Source organism: Micromonospora sp. WMMD1120 (genome assembly GCF_029626235.1).
GTDB lineage: Bacteria > Actinomycetota > Actinomycetes > Mycobacteriales > Micromonosporaceae > Micromonospora.
In genome coordinates, this window is sequence record NZ_JARUBO010000005.1 from 5,794,202 (window position 1) to 5,812,606 (window position 18,405).

Annotated in this window: 18 protein-coding genes; 10 read left to right on the plus strand and 8 right to left on the minus strand. The window is 73.2% G+C overall.

What is annotated here, in order from left to right; translation table 11 throughout:
* Positions 1–17 precede the first annotated feature (17 nt).
* The 3 genes from O7634_RS26835 to O7634_RS26845 are packed head-to-tail and all read left to right on the plus strand — an operon-like array spanning position 18 to position 1,576.
* The gene (locus O7634_RS26835; RefSeq protein ID WP_278152902.1) at positions 18–383 is read left to right on the plus strand and encodes a metalloregulator ArsR/SmtB family transcription factor; all 366 of its coding nucleotides are present in this window, start codon (positions 18–20) and stop codon (positions 381–383) included.
* On the plus strand, positions 383–1,024 hold the full coding sequence (locus O7634_RS26840) for an SRPBCC domain-containing protein (protein ID WP_278152903.1): 642 nt from the start codon (positions 383–385) through the stop codon (positions 1,022–1,024). Before O7634_RS26835 ends, O7634_RS26840 begins: the two co-directional genes overlap by 1 nt.
* Before the next feature lie 36 nt (positions 1,025–1,060).
* Entirely contained in the window at positions 1,061–1,576 is a 516-nt protein-coding gene (locus tag O7634_RS26845) for an NUDIX domain-containing protein (RefSeq protein ID WP_278152904.1), read from the plus strand.
* Positions 1,577–2,053: 477 nt separating this feature from the next.
* Here the strand turns inward: O7634_RS26845 and O7634_RS26850 are convergent, their stop codons facing one another.
* The 3 genes from O7634_RS26850 to O7634_RS26860 all read right to left on the minus strand — a co-directional run bounded on the left by O7634_RS26850 (position 2,054) and on the right by O7634_RS26860 (position 7,176).
* Positions 2,054–3,997: an ABC transporter ATP-binding protein gene (locus O7634_RS26850; protein ID WP_278154090.1), complete on the minus strand. Its 1,944-nt coding sequence runs from the start codon at positions 3,995–3,997 to the stop codon at positions 2,054–2,056.
* A gap of 75 nt (positions 3,998–4,072) precedes the next feature.
* The gene (locus O7634_RS26855) at positions 4,073–5,521 is read right to left on the minus strand and encodes an ATP-binding protein (RefSeq protein ID WP_278152905.1); all 1,449 of its coding nucleotides are present in this window, start codon (positions 5,519–5,521) and stop codon (positions 4,073–4,075) included.
* The gene (locus O7634_RS26860; RefSeq protein ID WP_278152906.1) at positions 5,518–7,176 is read right to left on the minus strand and encodes an FAD-dependent oxidoreductase; all 1,659 of its coding nucleotides are present in this window, start codon (positions 7,174–7,176) and stop codon (positions 5,518–5,520) included. The genes O7634_RS26855 and O7634_RS26860 overlap by 4 nt, the downstream gene beginning before the upstream one ends.
* 152 nt (positions 7,177–7,328) lie before the next feature.
* On the opposite strand from O7634_RS26860, the gene O7634_RS26865 reads away from it, so the two are divergent.
* From O7634_RS26865 to O7634_RS26875, 3 genes are all read left to right on the plus strand, one after another.
* The gene (locus O7634_RS26865; protein ID WP_278152907.1) at positions 7,329–9,539 is read left to right on the plus strand and encodes a hypothetical protein; all 2,211 of its coding nucleotides are present in this window, start codon (positions 7,329–7,331) and stop codon (positions 9,537–9,539) included.
* Between the two features lie 53 nt (positions 9,540–9,592).
* On the plus strand, positions 9,593–10,084 hold the full coding sequence (smpB, locus tag O7634_RS26870) for an SsrA-binding protein SmpB (protein ID WP_278152908.1): 492 nt from the start codon (positions 9,593–9,595) through the stop codon (positions 10,082–10,084).
* A 154-nt stretch (positions 10,085–10,238) separates the two neighbouring features.
* Positions 10,239–10,631: an SCO5389 family protein gene (locus O7634_RS26875; protein WP_278154091.1), complete on the plus strand. Its 393-nt coding sequence runs from the start codon at positions 10,239–10,241 to the stop codon at positions 10,629–10,631.
* A 190-nt stretch (positions 10,632–10,821) separates the two neighbouring features.
* Here O7634_RS26875 and O7634_RS26880 read toward each other — a convergent pair whose 3' ends face one another.
* Positions 10,822–12,228 carry an IS4 family transposase gene (locus tag O7634_RS26880; protein ID WP_278150502.1) on the minus strand — a complete coding sequence of 469 codons (1,407 nt, stop codon included), beginning with the start codon at positions 12,226–12,228 and terminating at the stop codon, positions 10,822–10,824.
* Positions 12,229–12,598: 370 nt separating this feature from the next.
* Between O7634_RS26880 and O7634_RS26885 the strand changes: the two genes are divergently transcribed.
* Genes O7634_RS26885 through O7634_RS26900 form a run of 4 tightly spaced genes read left to right on the plus strand, consistent with a single transcriptional unit; the run spans position 12,599 to position 15,676 of the window.
* Positions 12,599–13,021 (plus strand): TOBE domain-containing protein, encoded by a 423-nt coding sequence (locus O7634_RS26885; RefSeq protein WP_278152909.1) that lies wholly within the window; start codon positions 12,599–12,601, stop codon positions 13,019–13,021.
* Entirely contained in the window at positions 13,018–13,800 is a 783-nt protein-coding gene (modA, locus tag O7634_RS26890) for a molybdate ABC transporter substrate-binding protein (RefSeq protein ID WP_278152910.1), read from the plus strand. Before O7634_RS26885 ends, modA begins: the two co-directional genes overlap by 4 nt.
* Positions 13,797–14,612: an ABC transporter permease gene (locus O7634_RS26895; protein ID WP_278152911.1), complete on the plus strand. Its 816-nt coding sequence runs from the start codon at positions 13,797–13,799 to the stop codon at positions 14,610–14,612. The genes modA and O7634_RS26895 overlap by 4 nt, the downstream gene beginning before the upstream one ends.
* Positions 14,609–15,676: an ABC transporter ATP-binding protein gene (locus O7634_RS26900; protein WP_278152912.1), complete on the plus strand. Its 1,068-nt coding sequence runs from the start codon at positions 14,609–14,611 to the stop codon at positions 15,674–15,676. Before O7634_RS26895 ends, O7634_RS26900 begins: the two co-directional genes overlap by 4 nt.
* A gap of 60 nt (positions 15,677–15,736) precedes the next feature.
* Here O7634_RS26900 and O7634_RS26905 read toward each other — a convergent pair whose 3' ends face one another.
* The 4 genes from O7634_RS26905 to O7634_RS26920 all read right to left on the minus strand — a co-directional run bounded on the left by O7634_RS26905 (position 15,737) and on the right by O7634_RS26920 (position 18,271).
* Entirely contained in the window at positions 15,737–16,150 is a 414-nt protein-coding gene (locus tag O7634_RS26905) for a type II toxin-antitoxin system prevent-host-death family antitoxin (protein ID WP_278152913.1), read from the minus strand.
* 60 nt (positions 16,151–16,210) lie between these two features.
* Positions 16,211–16,765 (minus strand): GNAT family protein, encoded by a 555-nt coding sequence (locus tag O7634_RS26910; protein ID WP_278152914.1) that lies wholly within the window; start codon positions 16,763–16,765, stop codon positions 16,211–16,213.
* An 81-nt stretch (positions 16,766–16,846) separates the two neighbouring features.
* Positions 16,847–17,032: a hypothetical protein gene (locus tag O7634_RS26915; protein ID WP_278152915.1), complete on the minus strand. Its 186-nt coding sequence runs from the start codon at positions 17,030–17,032 to the stop codon at positions 16,847–16,849.
* Between the two features lie 33 nt (positions 17,033–17,065).
* The gene (locus O7634_RS26920; RefSeq protein ID WP_278152916.1) at positions 17,066–18,271 is read right to left on the minus strand and encodes a mannosyltransferase family protein; all 1,206 of its coding nucleotides are present in this window, start codon (positions 18,269–18,271) and stop codon (positions 17,066–17,068) included.
* Between the last annotated feature and the right edge of the window lie 134 nt (positions 18,272–18,405).

The window sequence follows — 18,405 nt, forward strand, 5'->3', positions numbered from 1 at the left end:
GTGATACAACTGTCGCCGTGCACGCCTTCGACGTGCTGGGCGATCCGGTCCGGCGCCGCATCCTGGAGCTGCTCGCCAGTGGCGAGCAGACCGCCGGTGCGCTCAGCGCGGTCATCCGCGACGAGTTCGGCATCTCCCAGCCCGCCGTGTCCCAACACCTGAAAGTGTTGCGCGACAACGGTTTCGCCACAGTGCGGCCGGAGGGCACCCGGCGGCTGTACGCGGTCGACCCCCGCCCGCTGCGCGAGGTCGACGGCTGGCTGGACCACTTTCGCCGGTTCTGGACTCCACCCCTGGCGGCACTCGCCACCGAACTGGCCCGGGGCCGACGCGAGCGTCGACTCCAGGGGCCCTCCGATGTCACCGATGAGAGGAACACCTGATGTTCGACGCCACCGAGCAGATCAACGCCGTGCAGCGCCGGGTCGGCAGCCGCACCCTGGAGGCCGGCGAGGCCCGGGTGAGCACGGTCAGCCAGACCTACCGGGCGACGGCCGAGGACCTGTGGGACGCCTGCACCAACGCCGAGCGCATCCCGCGCTGGTTCCTGCCGATCTCCGGCGACCTGCGGCTGCACGGCACGTACCAGCTCGAGGGCAACGCGCACGGCACCGTCGAGACGTGCGAGCCGCCGCGCCGATTCACCGCCACCTGGGAGTTCGGCGACGAGGTGAGCTGGATCGAGGTGACCGTCACCCCTGTCGACGACGAGCACAGCCGCCTCGACCTGGACCACATCGCGCACGTCGACCAGGACCGGTGGGCCCAGTTCGGGCCGGGCGCGGTCGGCGTCGGCTGGGACCTGGGGCTGCTCGGCCTCGCCGCCCACCTGGCCAGCGACGGCAGCGGCATCACCCCGGACCAGGCCGCCGAGTGGACCGCCTCCGAGCAGGGACGACGGGCCATCGAGCTGAGCAGCCAGCTGTGGTGCGAGGCGAGCATCGCCGCCGGCACCGACGCCGACGAGGCGAAGGCCGCCGCCGAGCGGACGACCGCCTTCTACACCGGCGCCCCGGAGGCCTGAGCCGCCCCGCCGGCCGGCGGGGTAACGTGCTGCGGCATGACCCGCACGCCGTACGCGCACTGCTCCTACTGCGGCGCGGCCTACCCGCCGGCCGCCGGCTGGCCCCGATTCTGTGCCGTGTGCGGCGAGACCGTGTGGCGCAACCCGCTGCCCGTGGCGGTCGCGGTGCTGCCGGTCCGCACCGGCGGGGGCGTGGGCGTGGTGGTCGTCCGCCGGGACATCGAGCCGGCCCGCGGCCTGCTCGCGCTGCCCGGCGGCTTCATCGAGTACGGCGAGGAGTGGTCCGACGCGCTCGTCCGTGAGCTGCGGGAGGAGACCGGCCTGATCGCGGCGGCCGAGGACGCCCGGCTGTTCGCGGTGCACGGCGCACCGGCCGGCGGCACGATGATGGTCTTCGGGGTGCTGCCCGAGCGGGCGGCCGAGGACCTGCCGCCGTCGGCGCCCACCGAGGAGGCGACCGAGTGGCTGGTGCTCACCGACCCGGTCGAGCTGGCCTTCTCCACCCACACCCGGGTGCTGGCCGATTTCCTCACCCACCACCGCCCCGCCTGACCCTCGGACAGCACCTCGCCGTCCCCGGAGCCCGCCCTCCAACCGCCCCCTCGGCCCGTCCGCCCTGGGCCCTGGTTGAGCCCGCCCCCGCCCGACCAGCAAGATCGTGCTCGATCCATGTTGTAGTGGCCTCGCGAGATGGCGAGGCCACTACTTCCCGGTTCGAGCACGATCTTGCGGGGCGCGGGGCGCGGGCGCGGGGCGCGGGCGCGGGGCGCGGGCGCGGGGCGCGGGCGCGGGGCGCGGGCGCGGGGCGCGGGCGCGGGGCGCGGGCGCGGGGCGCGGGCGCGGGGCGCGGGCGCGGGGCGCGGGCGCGGGGCGCGGGCGCGGGGCGCGGGCGCGGGGCGCGGGCGCGGGGCGCGGGCGCGGGGCGCGGGCGCGGGGCGCGGGCGCGGGGCGCGGGCGCGGGGCGCGGGCGCGGGGCGCGGGCGCGGGGCGCGGGCGCGGGGCGCGGGTGCAGGAGGGCGGGGCGCGGAGTCAGCGGGGCAGGGCGTCGTCGGTGCCGGTCAGGTAGCCGCTGGCCTGCAGGTCGAACAGCTCCCGGTAGAGGCCGCCGGCGGCCATCAGCTCGTCGTGGTTACCGTGCTGAACGAGCCGGCCCCGCTCCAGCACGAAGATCCGATCGGCGTGCCGGACGTTGGCCAGTCGATGGGTGATCAGGACGACCGCCCGGTCGGGGCTGCGGCGTAGGTGTTGGAACAGCGCGTGTTCGGCGCGGGCGTCCAGGGCCGCCGAGGGTTCGTCGCAGATCAGCAGGGCGGCGTCCCGGTACAGGCCACGGGCGGCGACCAACCGTTGCCACTGCCCGCCGGACAACTCGTGACCGTCCTTGAACTCGCGGTCGAGCAGCGTGTCGTAGCCGTTCGGCAGGCCGCTGATCATGTCGTGCGCGGCGGCGGCGCCGGCCGCCTCCTGCACGCTCGGCCCGATCCGGTCCGGGGCGCGGTCGTGCCGTCCCACCCGGATGTTCTGCCCGGCGGTGAACGGGAACTTCCAGTACTCCTGGGTCAGCACGGCCACCTGGCCGCCGAGGGCGCGCGGGTCCAGCTCGACGGCGTCGACGCCGTCCCAGCGGATCGTCCCTCCGGTCGGCCGGTACAGCCCGGCGATCAGCTTGGCCAGGGTGGTCTTGCCGGAGCCGTTCTCGCCGACCAGTGCGATCACCTCTCCCCGGCGGACGGTCAGGCTCACCCGGTCCACGGCCGGCCTGTCGGTGTCCGGGTACCGAAGGCTCACCTCGTCCAGCTCGATCACCCCGACGGCGTCGACGAGGCGGTCGCCGCCGATCGGCACCCGGGCGTGGGCGCGGGCCAGGAAGTCCCGGTAGTCCTGGTAGTAGAGGGCGTCCTCGTAGAGCGAGTTCGTGGCGACGACCGCCACGCCGAGGCTGTTGCGCGCCGACTGCAGGGCGAGCAGGGCGGTGGCCGCGGCGGCGAGGGCCACCATCCCGGCCAGCAACAGGCCGCCGAGCACCGCGTACACCCCGAAGGTGGCCAGGCCCGCGACGGTCGCGCCGGCGACCCGCGTGCCGGTCTGCGCGCGGACCAACCGCAGTTGGGCGCGGGTCTCGACGGCCATCACGCCGCGGTACTCGCTGAGCAGGAAGTCGCGCATCTGGTACGCGCGCACCTCGGCGGCGGTGTGCCGGTTGGCCATCAGGTGGGCCAGCATCCACATCCGACGCTGACGGGTGATCCGGGCCAGCATCGCCAGGTACTCACGGCGGGCCATCCGCACCGCGGTGACCGCCTCGGGCACCGCGGCGAGCAGCAGACACGGCAGCAGCAGCGGCTGGATGACGGTCACCGCCACCGCGGTGGCCAGCATGCCGACCACACCGGTGACCAGGTTGACCGTGTGGTCGACGATGTACGCGGCCTCGGTTATCCCCCGGTCCCGGGCCCGGTCCATCTCCTCGGCGAAGCCGGCGTCGTCGAACGCGGCCAACTCCACGGCTGTGGTCGCCTCGAACAGCCGCAACTCCACCTGGTAGTTGATCTGCGGGGTGAGCCGGGCCTGCGCCCAGCCGGCCGCGATCGCCAGGCCGCCGCGTGCCGAGACCGCCACCGCCGCGACGACCAGCGCCGGCAGGGCCGCTCGGACCCGGTCCGGGGTGGGACCGGCGGCGAACAACTCGCTCAGCACGCTGGTCGTGGCCAGCAGGCCGAACGTGGTCATCACGCCGGCGGCGACGTTCAGGCCGACCGAGGCGACGGTGTCCCGACGACTGGTGCTCCAGGCCAGGCCGACCGCCTCGCGGACCAACCGGGGCAGCCGGCGGGCCACCGCCCAGAAGCCGGTGTGGGCGAACTCGTGCGCGTGGTGCAGCCAGTCGGGGTCCTCCAGCTCCGGCAGCATCGTGCCGGTCGGCGGATCGCCCGGTTGGTCGTCGTCCTCGGCGGGGGTGCGCTGGCGGGCCATCGACTCCACGGACCCTCCTCGGGACGGGATTCACCGACGCTGCCCGAGACTACTGGCGGCGACCACCCACTGTCTCTAGGTAGCCGGCGCGTCGCCCGGCGCCGCCTCCGCGATCGGTAGCAGGACCCGGAAGGTGGTCCGGCCGGGCGCGGTCTCCACCCGGATGTCGCCGTGGTGCTTGTGCACCACGATCCGGTACGAGATGTCCAGCCCCAACCCGGTGCCCGCGCCCACCGGCTTGGTGGTGAAGAACGGCTCGAAGATGCGCGGGCGCACCTCCGGCGGGATACCGGGACCGGTGTCGGTGATCTCCACCGCCAGCAGGTCGTCGACGCGGGTGGTGCGGACCGTCAGCACACCCTTCTCGCCCATCGCGCCCAACGCGTTGTCGATCAGGTTGGTCCACACCTGGTTCAACTCGGCCGCGTACGCAGGCACCGGCGGCAGGCTCCGGTCGTACTCGCGGACCATCTTGACCTCGGCGGGGATCTTCCCCTTGAACATCACCAGCGTGGCGTCGAGCAGGTCGTGCACGTCCACCACCCGGTGCGGCGCGCGGTCCAGCTGCGAGTACTGCTTGGCCGCGCCCACCAGCCCGGAGATCCGGGTGACCGCGTCGTCGATCTCCTTCATCAGCAGCTCGGTGTCGACGGTGTAGGTCAGCCAGCGCACCGCCGCCTCCAGGTCGGCCGCGCCGACCGCCGCCTTCACCCGCGCCAGCCAGGCCGCGTCGAGACCACCGCCGACCAGGATCGGCGCCAGGTCCCACGCCCCGGAGACCCCGTGCTCCTCCAGCCAGTCGGTGAGGGCGTCCTCGGCGTCGGCGGTCTCCAGCGGCGTCAGCTTGGGCGCGGTGGCGACGGTGGCCACGGCCTCCTCCTGCAACGCGACGAGGCCGTGCAGGGCGCGTCCGTCGAGCCGGCCGTCGGCGATCATGGCGAGTTTGTGCCGCATCCCGGCGACCCGGTCCCGCAGCACCGATGTCGCCCGCACCGCCGCGGCTGCCGGATTGTTCAGCTCGTGGGTCAGCCCCGCCGAGAGCGAGCCCAGCGCCAGCAGCCGCTCCCGCTCACCGACGATGGCCTGGCTGTCCCGCATGCCGAAGAACAGGCCCTCCAACAGGTGCATGGGCATCGGGAACCACGACCGCAGGGCGTACGCGAAGTCCTCCGCCGGCAGCACGAAGAAGTCCGCGTCGGTCACCGCGCGCAGGCTGTTGCGGTAGATCTGGTCGACCTGCTCCCCCAGGTACGCCTGGGTGGCCCCGCCGTACACGCCCCGCTGCTCGGTCCGGCTGACCTCGACGTCGTCGCCGTGCACCAGGCGGCTCAACGCCACCGTCCCGCGCAGCAGCACGAAGAAACAGGTGGCCGGCTCCCCCTCGGCGTACACCAGCGTGCCCCCGGCGCGCTGCTCCACCCGGCCACGCGCGGCCAGCCAGTCGAGCTGCGCGTCGTCGAGCGCCTCGAACAGGAACAGGTCCCGAAGTTGTGCCGGCGTCAGCCGATCCGACGACGTGGTCATTGCGCCTCCAGGTAGCGGTGCACGAGCGAGACGGCCATCGCGCCCTCGCCGACGGCCGAGGCGACCCGTTTGACCGACTCGGCCCGGACGTCCCCGGCGGCGAAGACCCCCGGCAGGCTGGTCTCCAGGTGGTACGGGTCGCGCGGCAGCGACCACCCGGCCGGCCGCCGCCCACCGGCGAGCAGGTCCGGGCCGGTGACGATAAAGCCGCGCCGGTCGCGGACCAGCACCCCGTCCAGCCAGTCGGTACGCGGCTCCGCGCCGATGAAGATGAACAGCCAGGAGGTGTCGACCGAGCGGGACTCCCCGGTGCGGGTGTCACAGAGGGTGAGCCGTTGCAGGTGGCCCTCCCCCGCCGCGCCGACCACGGCGGTGTGCGGGTGCACGGTGATCCGGTCGATCCGCTCCAGCTGGTCGATCAGGTACCGCGACATCGAGGCGGTCAGGTCCGCGCCCCGGATCAGCAGGTGCACCCGCGACGCGTACCGGGAGAAGTGCACCGCCGCCTGACCGGCGGAGTTGGCCCCGCCGACGATGTAGACGTCCTGCTCGACGCAGCTCGGCGCCTCGGTCGCGGCGGCGCCGTAGAACACCCCCCGACCGGTGAAATCGGCCAGCCCGGGGGCGTCCAGCACCCGGTACGACACGCCGGTGGCCAGCACCACCGTGTGCGCGGCGATCTCGCTGCCGTCGCCGAAGCGCAGCAGCCGGGCCCCACCGGCCTCGCTGAGACCGACCACCTCCCGGGCGCTGAGCAGCTCCGCGCCGAACTTGACCGCCTGCCGCCGCGCCCGATCGGTCAGCTGCGCGCCGGAGACGCCGTCCGGAAAGCCCAGGTAGTTCTCGATCCGGCTGCTCTGCCCGGCCTGACCGCCGGTCGCCCGTCGTTCGACGAGCACGGTCCGCAGCCCCTCCGACGCGCCGTACACCGCCGAGCCGAGCCCGGCGGGCCCACCGCCGATCACCACCAGGTCGTAGAAGTCGCATGCCGGCGCCACCGTCAACCCGGCGAGCGCGGCCAGCTCGGCCTCGCTGGGGGCGACCAGCGCCTTGCCCTCGGGCGTCACCACCAGGGGTACGTCCGCCTCGGTCGCGCCGGCCGCGTCGAGCAGCCGGGCACCCTCCGGGTCGTCGGTCAACAACCAGCGGTACGGCACCAGGTTGCGGGCCAGGAAGTCACGGACCTTGAACGACGGGGCCGACCAGCGGTGCCCGACCACCCGGATCTCGACGCTGGCGGCGTCAGGGGTGGCCGCCCACGCCTCCAGCAGCCCGTCCACCACCGGGTACAGCTTCTCCTCCGGCGGATGCCACGGCTTGAGCAGGTAGTGGTCCAGGTCGACAACGTTGATGGCCTCGATCGCGGCGTCGGTGTCGGCGTACGCGGTCAGCAGCACCCGACGGGCGGCCGGGAAGATGTCCATCGCCGCCTCGAGGAACTCGACACCTGTCATCTCCGGCATCCGGTGGTCGGCCAGCAGCAACGCCACCTGTTCGCCGCGCAGCTTGACCTCCCGCAGCGCGTCCAGCGCCTCCGGCCCGGAGGACGCCCGCAGCACCCGGTAGCGGTCGCCGTAGCGGCGCCGGATGTCGCGGGCCACCGCCCGGGACACCACGGGATCGTCGTCGACGGTCAGGATCACCGGGTTCGCCATGGCGCCATGAAACCACCTGATGTGGGTCGACCGCACCGGCGCGTGAGTTCCGCCGCACGGTTGACCGGGCTCCGGGTGGGTAAGCCGGGAAGCCGCGTGGGTGGCCGGACCTGGACGACCCGCCCGGCTGCCGCGTACACCTCGGGGGGCCCATGGCGGACGGAGCGACCAGGCCGGACGGCATCGTGGAGCTGCGGGTGCACGGTGTCTCCGGCGCCGGGGCGGACCAGGTGCTGGACTGCCCGCACGTGCGCCAGGTCGCCGGGGACCGCAGCGGCGGCTTCTACCGCCCACGTCCCGGCTACCCGGACTCGGCCGGGACCGACGGGGTGACGCTGGAGGCGTACCGCTGGGGCGACCTGCCGTCCGGCACCGCCGTGCGGACGCTGTCGCTGGTGTTCCTGTTGCCGTTCATGCTCTGCAACGTGGCGCTCTGGATGGTGCCGACCAACCCCGCCTCGAAAAAGGGCTTCATGGCGCTGTGCCGGGTGCTCGCCCTCACGCTCACCATGCTGTACGTGCTCTCCATCGTCGGCTCGACGTTGGACCTGCTCGCCTGGCGCTGCATGGGCGAACCGTCGTGCCTGGCCGGCCGGACCTGGCTGTCCTGGCTCGGCGGGCGTCCGCCCGGGCTGCGCCTCGGTCTCCTGGCGCTGGTGCCGGTCGCCGCCATCGGCCTCCTCTGGTGGCTGAGCGCCCGCCAGAGCCACTCGTTCGACGCGTTCCGGACCCCGTCCACCGCAGCGTCGAAGCACCGGTTGAGCGCCGTCGGCCAGTGGGACGGCGCCCCACTGGTGGGCCGGCTGCGCTCGGTCCACGTCGCCGCCGCGTTCGCCACCCTGGACGGCACTCTGCTGGCGGCACGGGCCAGCCAGCACTCCTCCGGGACGATGGTCATCCTGCTGGTGGCCACCGTGGCGGTGCTGGTGACCTGCCTGACTTTGATCACCGTGGTCCCGAGCATCGACCGGTCCGACCCGTCGCCCCGGGTGGACGCTGTCTTCCGCGCCGTGCGCACCCTCGCCTGCGGCCTGACCGTCCTGGTGATCGTGCACATCGTCATCAGCCCGGCGCCCTGGCCGCAGGTCGACGTGCTGCCCGGTTACAGCGCGATCGTGGCCTGGCTGTTCGTCAGTCAGACCGTGCTGGTCGCCGGCCTCGGCGCGCTGGTGCTGCGACGCCGCGGGGGTAGGCGGCGATCACCGCTGCGCGCCCTGGGGGCGCCGGTCTTCATCACGCTTGCCGCCGAGTTGGCAGTGGCCTTCTCCGCCGAGCTGGTCTACCGGGTCTCCGACCTGCTGGACCGGGGCGGAACGACGGCGGACAGTCTGGAGACCAGCCCGCCCCTGGCGTACAAATGGGCGATCTTCGGGTTTCTCCTGGCGATGGTGACCGCGCTGCTGGTCGCCGCCGTGGTCACCAGGCTGACCAGACGCGGACGGCGACGGGCCGCGCGGGCGATCGTGTCCGCCGACTTTCCGGACGCGCCGCCGACGACGGCGGACCGGATGCGCCGGGTCGAGCACGCGGTGGCCCGGGCGCGCTTCACCGAGCGGCTGGAACCGCTCTCCGTGGTGTACGCCTGCCTGGCCGCGATCAGCCTGTCCACCAGCCTGCTCGGCCTGCTCCAACTGCTCCCCGGCGTCGTGGCGCAGCGCTACCTCGGGGTGCCCCAGGGCCTTGTCGACTTCCTGATCGGCGTCGGCAGCTACCTCATCGCCGCCGTCGTGCTCGGGCTGGTGATCGGCGGCCTCTTCGCGTACCGCACGGCCGGGTTCCGCCGGTACGTGGGTGTGCTGTGGGACCTGGGCACCTTCTGGCCGCGGGCCGCGCACCCCTTCGCCCCACCCTGCTACGCGGAGCGGGCCGTGCCCGAGTTGGCCAAACGGATCAGCTACCTGGTCGACCAGGGGCACGGCGTGCTGCTCGCCGGACACAGCCACGGCTCGGTGCTGCTCGCGGCGACGGTGCTGCAACTGCCCGCCCGGATCACCGACCGGGTCGCCCTGCTGACCTACGGATCGCCGCTGGGACGGTTGTACTCGCGGCTGTTCCCCGCGTACACCGACGACCCGGCGCTGCGCGAGGTCGGCGAGCGGGTCGGCTGGCGGTGGCTCAACCTGTGGCGGGACACCGACCCGATCGGCGGCTGGATCTTCGCCGCGCATCGGCCCGGGGAGGCGCAGACCCTGACCGGGCCGGCGGCGCTGGTGGATCGCCGGCTCAGGGACCCGGAGGACGTGGTGGCCCCGCCCTGGGACAGCGTGCCGCCACCGATCCTCGCGCACTGGCCGTGCGAGTCGCAGCAGGCGTTCACCGAGGCCGAGCGGGACCTGATCGTGCGGCTCCGGGCGGGCCGCTGAGCCGTGCCGGGTCGCCTCGACCGGTCCTCGTGCCCGGCGGATATCGTCGTCGGGTGAGCCCGTCCAAGCAGCCCGAGCGCCGGTTGATCGCCTCGAACAAGAGGGCCCGGCACGAGTACACGGTGCTGCGCACCTACGAGGCGGGCATCGTGCTGGTCGGCACCGAGGTGAAGTCGCTGCGCGAGGGCCGGGCGTCGCTGGTGGACGCGTTCGCCCACGAGCGCGACGGCGAGATCATGCTGTACGGCCTGCACATCGCCGAGTACGCCTACGGCACGTGGACCAACCACGCCCCGCGCCGCAACCGCAAGCTGCTGCTGCACCGGGCCGAGATCGACCGGATCCTGGACAGGGTACGCGAGGGCGGGGTCACCATGGTCCCGCTCTCGATGTACTTCGAGAACGGGTACGCCAAGGTCGAGTTGGCCCTGGCGAAGGGCAAGCGCTCCTACGACAAGCGGCAGGCGATGGCCGAGCGGGACGCCAACCGGGAGATCGCCCGCGAACTCGGCCGACACCTCAAGGGTCACCCCCGCCGCCACTGACCGGCGCGGTGGCGCGGGACCGCGGCTTCCGGCGCGGTGGCGCGGCTTCCGGCGCGGCGCGCCGGGACATCGTTGACGTCGTTCCCGGGACGTGGTCTGCTCAGTCGACGCCGTTATTGGAAACGGTAATCGTTAGCTGATGCGGAGGAGAACCATGTCGCTCACCGTCCCACCCGCCCTGCTCGACGCCGCCGAACGCGGTCCGGTCGACGACGAGGCGTTCATCGCCTGCGTCCGTGAATCACTCCCGTACGCCTGGGCCACAGTGAGTCGGGTGGTGGCCGAGCTGGAGGCCGGCGATGCCGAGCTGGCCGACAACGTCGTCCCGCCCCCCACCGACGACGATCGGGGACAACTGCTGCGGGCGCTGGCGAGCGACGCCATCCGCGGCGGCCTGGAGCGGCACTTCGGCGTACGGCTGGCCTTCCAGAACTGCCACCGCGTGGCCGCGTTCCGTCCGTCGGCGGTCGACGGTGAGCGGTACCGCCGGTTCGTGTCGACCCGCGGCCAACTGCTCAACCAGTCCCCCGAACTGCGTAACTGCTGATCCGGGACGCCCGCCCGCTTGCCGCCCACCGACGGGAAGAGTGCTGCCTCAGCGCCCCGGGGCAGCACTCTTCCCCGCACTGCGCGGAATCCCGGCGGGCGCCCCGGCTGTCGGCACGTCTCACCTCGGGCTCCGATCGTGCCGAAACCGCGAAGATCGTGCTCAAACATGGAAACCAACGCCGTTGCGTTTAGCGCTGTGAGCGGGAGGCAAGTCCTTTCTCGAAGACTGTGATGTCGGCGTGGAAGCTGTAGGTCTGTGCGGTTGGGGGGTGTTGTCGCGTGTTCGGGCCGTACTTGCTGGTCGGGTTCTTGCGGGTGCGGGCTTTGACGCGGGGGCGGCGCTGTGTGGGTAGGAGGTTGGCCAGCGCGGCCTGGCCTATCGCGCCGAGGAGATCGGCGGGGCCGTCGGGGTGGATCGCGCTGGCGGTGGTGATCGTGTTGACGGCGGTGTCGATGAGGATGGTGAAGCTGAGCCGGTCCATGTCCAGGCCCGGTTGGGTTGACGCGGCGTCTGCGGCGGCGCGGATGAGGGCTTGGTAGGTGGTGAGGAGGGCATATACCTCTTGCTCGATGCCGGGGATGCTGTGAGAGCGCAGGACGCGGCCGTTGAGCATGGTCGCTTTGATCGAGTAGTAGGTGGTCTCGGCCTGCCAGCGTTCGTGGTAGAGGTTGATGAGTTCTCGGGCGGGGTAGCGGGCGTGATCGGTCAGGCTGGTGATCAGGCGCCACTGCTCGCGGCGCACCGTGCCGTCGGCCAGGGTGATGGTGACCTGCGCTTCGATGACTCGTATCAGGATGAGGGCGGGTAGGGTGCCGTAGCCGATGCGGGTCAGGTAGGAGCCATCGGGCAGGCGTTGCGCGATGGTCGGGCGGCGGCAGGCGGTGGAGCGGACGAGGAACTGCGCGCCGGTGGCGGCCACGTCGTGCAGGAATCGCGCGGCGTCGAAGCCGGCGTCGGCCAGCAGCAGCATCGCGCGGTCCAGTGCGCCTACCAGGCGGTGGGCATAGGGCAGTTCGCCTCCTGCATCGGGGCCGAAGTCCGCGGCGAGCAGGGCGCGGGTCCCGCACTCGATCACCACGAGCAGTCGCAGCAGCGGGTAGCCGAACTCCCGCCGGTCTCCTACCCGTTTGCGGTAGCGCCAGGTGACCTGTTCCCGGTCGGGCACGTGCAGGTGAGTGCCGTCGATGGCTACGGTGCGCAGGCCCCGGTAGAACACGCCGGGCTGGCTGGGCAGGCCGACGACACCAGCCAACGTCTCGAACAGCCGCCGTAGCGGCGCCGCTCCGATCCGGCGGCGGGCGCGGGCAAGTGAGGAGACGCTCGGGCGCGTCAGGCGCAGGTCCGTCAGTGCGGCGGTCAGCTTCCCCCAGGTCGCCAGATAGGAACAGCGCTCGAACAGAGCGAGCGCGAGGACGAAATACACCACGACCCGAGACGGCAGCAGCCGCAGCCGCTTCTCCCGTGTCCCGGTCTCCTCCAACACCGCGTCTACCAGGTCAAAATCGATGATCTGCGTCAACTCACCCAGATGACCGGGCGCGTACACACCCCCGGCCACCCCGAACGACCGGCTGATGACAGACTTCTCCTGCAACGGGACTCCTGACAACGATCACCTTGCTCGACACAAGCTGATCTATCAGAAGTCCCGTTCGCGTCTTCAAAGCCTTGACTCAAGCCCCGATCGCCAAACGCAACGGCGTTGACATGGAAACAGTGGCCACCACGTCGCCCGATACCACTCGATCCTGGAAACAGCACGATCTTGGCGGGCGGAAGCGGCCGACGGGGCGGGTGCGGGACGGGCGGGACGGGACGGGCGGCGGACGGCAGGGGCACACCTGGCGTGCCGCGAGCCGCGCCCAAGGCGAACGCACCTGCGATCCTCCGAAGCCCGCCGCCTAGCGCGAATGCCAACAGCCGCCGACTTTTGCCCTCGCATGTGCGGGGTCTACCCTGAGCCGGTGACGAGGTTCCGGATCGGGGAGGCAGCCGACCTGCTCGGGGTCAGCGCCGACACGGTCCGTCGCTGGGTCGACGCCGGCCGGCTGGCGGCGGGGCGTGACGAGCACGGTCACCGGTTCGTCGACGGTGTGGACCTGGCGGCGTTCGCGCGCGCCCAGGCCGCCGGCCCGGACGCGGGCGCGGAGTTCTCCTCGGCCCGCAACCGGCTGCGGGGCATCGTGGTCGACGTCCGCAAGGACACCGTGATGGCTCAGGTCGACATCCAGGCCGGCCCGTTCCGGGTGGTGTCGCTGATGAGCCGGGAGGCGGTCGACGAGCTCGACCTGCGGGCCGGGTCGGTGGCCGTCGCGGTGATCAAGTCGACCACCGTGGTGGTGGAGCGGGCCACGCCCACCCCCGGCCGGGCAAGGCCGGGCGGATGAGCACGCGGGTGCGGCGTACCGTGGCGGCTGTCCTGGTCGCGGTGGCCGGGTTGGCGTTCGCCGGCTGCGGGGCGGACGGGGAGCCGACGCGGGGCGACGCCGGAGGCGGCCGGGTCACGGTCTTCGCCGCCGCCTCGCTGACCGAGTCGTTCACCCGGATCGCTCGGGCCTTCGAGGCCGCCACCCCCGGCAGCACGATTGTCCTCAGCTTCGCCGGCAGCTCTGCCCTGGCCAATCAGATCAACCAGGGCGCGCCGGCGGACGTGTTCGCCTCGGCCGCCCCCGCGCCGATGGTCACCGTCACCGACGCCGGCAACGCCGACGGCGCGCCGAGCACGTTCGCCCGCAACCAGCTGGTGATCGCCGTACCCCGGGGTAATCCGGCCGGGGTGGCCGGGCTGGCCGACCTGGCCCGGCCCGGCGTGAAGGTGGCGCTCTGCGCCAACCAGGTGCCGTGCGGGGCGGCGGCCCGCACGGCGCTCGATGCGGCCGGCGTCGCGCTGACCCCGGTCACCCTCGAACAGGACGTGAAGGCGGCGCTCGCCAAGGTCAAGCTCGGCGAGGTCGACGCGGCGCTGGTCTACCGCTCCGACGCGCGGGCGGCGAGCGCCGACGTGTCCGGCGTGGAGTTTCCCGAGTCCGCGCGGGCGGTCAACGACTACCCGATCGTCGCGGTGAAGGGCGCGCCGAACCCGGCGGGCGCGCGGGCCTTCGTCGCGTACGTCCGCTCGGCGCCGGCGCAGGCGGTCCTCGCCGAGGCCGGGTTCCAGGCGCCGTGAGCCGGACGCGCGACCGCGCGCCGGCGCGGCGGCGGGGGCGGGTGCCGGCGGCGCTCCTGATCCCCGCCGGTCTGGGGCTGCTGTTCCTGGTGTTGCCGCTGGCCGGGCTGGTGGTCCGCGCACCGTGGTCGACGTTGCCGGAGCGGCTCACCACGCCGGGCGCGCTGACCGCGCTGCGCCTGTCGGTGCAGACCGCGACGGCGGCCACGGTGCTCTGCCTGCTGCTCGGGGTGCCGCTCGCCTGGCTGCTGGCCCGCGTCGAGTTCCCCGGCCGCCGACTGGTACGCGCGCTGGTCACCGTGCCGCTGGTGCTGCCGCCGGTGGTCGGCGGGGTGGCGCTGTTGCTGGTGTTCGGCCGGCGCGGGCTGCTCGGCGGCTGGCTCGACGCCACGTTCGGTGTCACGCTGCCGTTCACCACCGCGGGCGTCGTGCTCGCCGAGTCGTTCGTCGCCATGCCGTTCCTGGTCATCGCCGTGGAGGGCGCGCTGCGCGCGGCCGACCACCGCTACGAGGAGGCCGCCGCGACGCTGGGCGCGAGCCGGTGGACCACCTTCACCCGCGTCACGCTGCCGATGGTGGCGCCCGGCCTGGCCGCCGGCGCGGTGCTCTGCTGGGCTCGGGCGCTCGGCGAGTTCGGGGCCACCATCACCTTCGCCGGCAACTACCCCGGCCGGACCCAGACCATGCCGCTCGCCGTCTACCTGGCCCTGGAGACCGACCTGGAGGCGGCGATCGTGCTGAGCCTGGTGCTGCTCGTCGTGTCGGTGGGCATCCTGGTCGCCCTGCGGGACCGCTGGATGACGACATCGTGACCGCCGCGCTGCTGGACGCCCGACTCGTCGTCGACCGGGGCGCCTTCCGGCTCGACGTGCCGTTGCGGGTCGCGCCGGGCGAGGTGGTCGCGGTGCTCGGCCCGAACGGCGCCGGCAAGACGACGGCGCTGCGCGCGCTGGCCGGGCTGCACCCGCTCAGCGACGGGCACGTCACCCTCGACGGCGTCGACCTGGACCGCCCGGCGACCCGGAGCTGGGTGCCCACCGAACGTCGGTCGATCGGCGTGGTCTTCCAGGACTACCTGCTCTTTCCCCACCTCAGCGCCCTGGACAACGTGGCCTTCGGACCGCGCCGGCACGGCGTCGACCGGTGGACGGCGACGGCCACCGCCCGGGACTGGCTGGCCCGGGTGGGGCTCGACGGGCAGGCGCGGCGCCGGCCGCGGCAGTTGTCCGGTGGTCAGGCGCAGCGGGTGGCGCTGGCCCGCGCGCTGGCCGTCGCCCCGGCGCTGTTGCTGCTGGACGAGCCTCTCGCCGCGCTGGACGCCCGTACCCGACTGGACACCCGCGCGGAACTGCACCGGCACCTGTCGTCGCACCCGGGTGCGACGGTGCTGGTCACCCATGACCCGCTGGACGCCCTCGCGCTCGCCGACCGGCTGGTCATCGTGGAGGGCGGTCGGGTGGTGCAGGAGGGGGACGGGCCGAGTGTCACCGCCCGGCCGCGCACGGACTACGTCGCCCGGCTGGTCGGGTTGAACCTCTACCGGGGGCGGGCGGAGGGGCACCTCGTACGGGTCGCGCCGGAGCTGACCCTCACCGTCGCCGACGGGTTGGCCGGTGAGGCGTTCGTGGCGTTCCGTCCAGCGGCGGTGGCGCTGCACCCGACCCGACCGGAGGGCAGCCCGCGCAACGCCTGGGAGGGCACCGTGGCCGGTGTGCAACGCCACGGCGACAACGTGCGGGTGCAGGTGGACGGGCCGGTCGGCGTGGCCGCCGACGTCACGCCGGCCGCCGCGGCCCAGTTGCGGCTGATCCCCGGCCAACGGGTCTGGGTGGCGGTCAAGGCCACCGAGACGCACGCCTATCCCGCGACCGGCTGACCCGGCGACACCTGCGGCACGGCGACGTCGACGAGCGCACCGGGCGCGCCGCGCGACCGGTCAGCCGGCGAGCAGGTCAGCGTGGGCGGCGCGCAACCGCGCCAACGACGGATCGCTGCCGGGAGCGACCCGCCGATCCACCTCGGCCCACACCTCGGCCAGCGCGGCGCGGATCGCGGCCAGCTCGGCGGCGTGCCGCTGGGCGCCGCGCCGGTGCTGCTCCTCCAGGCGACGGGCCCAGCCGGCGGTGACAGTGGCGAGCCGGTCGGCGTCGGCGCGGGCCTGCGCGGCGCTGCGGGCGGCAGCGGCGGGGACGATCGCGGCGACCGGGCGGGGGTCGCCGTCGCGGGTGACGACGGTGACGGCGTCGGTCAGCTCGGCCAGCGCGACGAGCTGGCTGAAGCGGGTGCGCGCCTCACGCAGCGGCACGGAACGCGGCGGGTCGGGGCGAGGGGTGAGCGCGGGGACGGCCATGAATGCATGGTGCCGCGCGGGTACGACAACAATGCGCCGTCGTCAGTGGACGGTACGTGTTCACTCGCCCGGCGCCGCCAGCCACTCGTCGGCCAGCACCGACCAGACCTCGAGGTTGATCCGACCGTGCGGGCCGGGCCGGAGCTGGCGGAGTGTGCCGTCGAGGCGCAGACCGAGCCGCTGGGCGAGGGCCTTGCTGCGGGTGTTGTCGGCGTTGGTCCGCCACTCCACCCGCTGGATGCCGCGCTCGCGTACCGCCCAGTCGACGATGCGGCGGACCGCCGGTGCGACCATCCCCCGGCCCTGCGCGGCCGGCTCCACCCAGCAGCCGACCTCGCAGACGCCGGTGGTCGCGTCGAACGACACGAAGATGACCCCGCCGACCAGCGTGCCCCGCCACCACAGACCCCAGATGCCGCCGCTGTCGCTGGCCCACTTGTCGGCGTAGCGCTGCAACACCGCGCGTGCCGACGGCAGGTCGGTGGCCGCGAAGGACGACGACACCCAGGGCGTGATGTGCTCGCGGGCCCGCTCCATGTGGGCGAGGAACTCCTCGGCCCGCCACGGCTCCAGCGGGCGCAGCTCGACATCCTCGGTCAGCGGCAGGGCGAACACCGGGCCTCCACGACAGTCAGGGACGAACGTCGGTAGCAGGCTCGCACAGGGCCGTCCGCCCGTGCCGCGCCGGGACCAGGTTCAGACCGACAGATGGGTACGCAGGGCGGCGAACTGGACCACCGTCAGGTACGAGGGGTTGGCCGCCTGCGGCTGGCGGAAGACCAGCGGGTCCCGGGCGAACCGGCCGGCCAGGTCGACGGCGTCGGCGTTGCCCTTGAGCAGCCAGGCGCCCAGGTCGTCGAGGCGTACCCGTGGCTCGGTCATCCGGCTAATCTGCCCCGCCGACGGCCGGGCCAATCAGATGATCGTGTGCGTCCAGTAACTGAGCCAGAGGGTGAACAGCACCCCCTGCACCAGGGCGAGCGCCGCGGTGAGCCACACGTCCACGCTGGCGTGCCGGGCCCAGCGGGCCAGCACCAGCGCCACCGGGAAAGCGGCAAGCAGATAGCGCAGCAGGCTCTTGTAGACAGGTGGGCCGATGGACGCGGGCGCGAGCACCATGAGGACGCCGTACACCAGGTAGGGCAGTTCCCGGCGGCGGAAGCCGGCGGCCAGGACGACCAGCACGACCACCGCGAACCACACCCGCGCGGCGTCGAGGGGCGCACCGGCCAACCCGTCGAGGAGCACCGGCACCGGGTTCTGCACCTCGATCCCCCATCCGGTCCGCTGGGCGTGCTGGTAGGCGAACCAGTCCCCGCCGCGCCACCGGCAGTACGCCATGAAGGTGAGCCAACCGGCGGGTAGCAGCAGCAACGGCCAGCCGATCCGTAGGTAGCCGAGCAGAGCGCGTGGACCCAGCCGCCACTCGTGCTGCCGGAGCAGCACCAGGGCCAGCGGCAGCGCGACGAGCAGACCGACCGACCGGCTCATCGCCAGGAAGTAGCCGAGCACACCGACAAGCACCCACCGGCCTCGCTCGGCGTGGTAAAAGGCGGCCAGCGCGAGACAGACGAAGAGCGACTCGGTCAGCGCCGCCTGGAAGAGGAATGCCGTCGGCAGCAGCACCAGGTACCTGGTGAACCGGCGGGCCGCCGACGCGTCGCCGAGCAGCAGTTCGGCCAGGCGGTAGCCGTAGGAGAGGGCCACCAGGAACGCGACGTTGCTGATCAGCAGCAGGGCGAGGGCGTTGTTCCCGCCGAGCAGCGCGCCGACCGGCCGGGCCAGGAACGGATAGAGCAGCGGGAATCCGAAGTCGTGCCACGGCCCGGTCAGCGGAAGTTGGCTCAACCGCAGGTAGAGCATCGAGTCCCAGGCGAACCAGAGGGAGATCCACCGGTGCCCGGAGATGTCCCGCTGCTGCGCCCACATCAACGCCTCGTCGGCCGGCGGCGCACCGGGGACGCCGTCCCAGGCGTGCAGGACCAGCAGCCCGAGCAGCGTCAGCAGCACCTTCGCGCCGAGGAACAGCCCGAGGGCGTACGCCCAGGGTGCCGGCACCCGACGAGCCACGCGGCGGCCGGAGGCGGCCAGCTCCACCGCGCCGCTTCGCCACCGGTGCATCAACCCCCGCCCCGCTCCCCGACCCCCGGGGTGTCGTCGCCGTCGTCGTCCGCCGCCACGATCGCGAAGCGCGAACCATCCGCCTCCAAGTATGACATTCTGCGCTTAATGGGTATACGCCGCGCCTCGACCAG

Coding starts and splice junctions, on each gene's coding strand:
- O7634_RS26840 (WP_278152903.1), top strand. CDS start 383: ATGTTCGACGCCACCGAGCAGATCAACGCCGTGCAGCGCCGGGTCGGC.
- O7634_RS26845 (WP_278152904.1), top strand. CDS start 1,061: ATGACCCGCACGCCGTACGCGCACTGCTCCTACTGCGGCGCGGCCTAC.
- O7634_RS26850 (WP_278154090.1), bottom strand. CDS start 3,997: ATGGCCCGCCAGCGCACCCCCGCCGAGGACGACGACCAACCGGGCGAT.
- O7634_RS26855 (WP_278152905.1), bottom strand. CDS start 5,521: ATGACCACGTCGTCGGATCGGCTGACGCCGGCACAACTTCGGGACCTG.
- O7634_RS26860 (WP_278152906.1), bottom strand. CDS start 7,176: ATGGCGAACCCGGTGATCCTGACCGTCGACGACGATCCCGTGGTGTCC.
- O7634_RS26865 (WP_278152907.1), top strand. CDS start 7,329: ATGGCGGACGGAGCGACCAGGCCGGACGGCATCGTGGAGCTGCGGGTG.
- O7634_RS26875 (WP_278154091.1), top strand. CDS start 10,239: ATGTCGCTCACCGTCCCACCCGCCCTGCTCGACGCCGCCGAACGCGGT.
- modA (WP_278152910.1), top strand. CDS start 13,018: ATGAGCACGCGGGTGCGGCGTACCGTGGCGGCTGTCCTGGTCGCGGTG.
- O7634_RS26905 (WP_278152913.1), bottom strand. CDS start 16,150: ATGGCCGTCCCCGCGCTCACCCCTCGCCCCGACCCGCCGCGTTCCGTG.
- O7634_RS26915 (WP_278152915.1), bottom strand. CDS start 17,032: ATGACCGAGCCACGGGTACGCCTCGACGACCTGGGCGCCTGGCTGCTC.
- O7634_RS26920 (WP_278152916.1), bottom strand. CDS start 18,271: ATGCACCGGTGGCGAAGCGGCGCGGTGGAGCTGGCCGCCTCCGGCCGC.